The 941-nt window shown below is 63.4% G+C and carries 1 protein-coding gene and 1 pseudogene; one reads left to right on the top strand and one right to left on the bottom strand.

Features of this window, described 5'->3' with window-relative positions; genetic code table 11:
- Positions 1–596, top strand: a 596-nt coding sequence (locus tag BZK31_RS28470; RefSeq protein WP_083186467.1) for a PhzF family phenazine biosynthesis protein, incomplete at its 5' end; no start/stop codon positions are given.
- A 17-nt stretch (positions 597–613) separates the two neighbouring features.
- Here the strand turns inward: BZK31_RS28470 and BZK31_RS28465 are convergent.
- Positions 614–941 (bottom strand): annotated as a pseudogene (locus BZK31_RS28465) (MFS transporter); the annotation flags it as partial.

Here is a 941-nt window from a genome sequence, read left to right as displayed (position 1 = left end):
CCGCGCTGGCGGCGCGGCAAGGCGACGGGGTGTTCAACCTGACGCTCAATCACGCGCAGATTACCGTCGAAGGCCATGCTCAGGGCACGCTGACCTCGGCGGCGCTGCAATCGCCAGCAACGCACAGCAAAGCGGTCAGCGCGCCGGTGCTGGAAGAAGCCCTGGCATTGTTCGGTTATACGCATGACGATCTGGACCCACGTATCCCGCCAGCCGACATCAACGGCGGTGCAGGACATCTGATTCTGGCATTGAACAGCCGGGCGACGCTCAAGGCCATGCAGTATGACCAGCAGAAAGGACACGATCTGATGGTCCGTGAAGGCTGGGCCACGATTCTATTGGCGTACGCCGAAAGCGAGCAGTTTTTCCACACCCGCAATCCGTTTGCGTTCGGCGGGGTGTACGAGGACCCGGCGACAGGCGCAGCCACCGCAGCACTGGCAGGCTATCTGCGTGACATTGGCTGGCCGCACGGCGGGATGATCGACATTGTGCAAGGTGAGGACATGGGCTGCCGCTCGCGCCTGCGCGCTGAAATACCGGAGCAGACCGGCAGTTCGATCCGTGTGTCCGGCATGGCGCGCAGGCTCTGAAGCTCAGGCAGCTACACTTACGTTCTCAACTGGCTGCCTCCGATCGCCACGCCCAGCAGCATGACCGCAACGATCATGAACGCCACTTCGAGACTGCTGACATGGGCGACGAAGCCGATGGCGGCAGGACCGATCAGAATCCCGGCATACCCCACCGTGGTGATTGCCGGGATTGCCACGCTTTCCGGCATGGTTTTCTGCCGACCGATCGCGCTGTAACACACCGGCACGATGTTCGAGCAGCCCGCCCCCACCAGCGCGTAGCCCAGCAGCGCGGCTTGCCACACCGGGATCAGCGTGGCCACCGCCAGACCGGCCGCAGCACACAGACCGCCCAGAATGATC

It is taken from the genome of Pseudomonas floridensis (assembly GCF_002087235.1).
GTDB lineage: Bacteria > Pseudomonadota > Gammaproteobacteria > Pseudomonadales > Pseudomonadaceae > Aquipseudomonas > Aquipseudomonas floridensis.
Note: the sequence above shows the minus strand (reverse complement) of the source record. Positions and strands in the feature narration are given on the sequence as shown.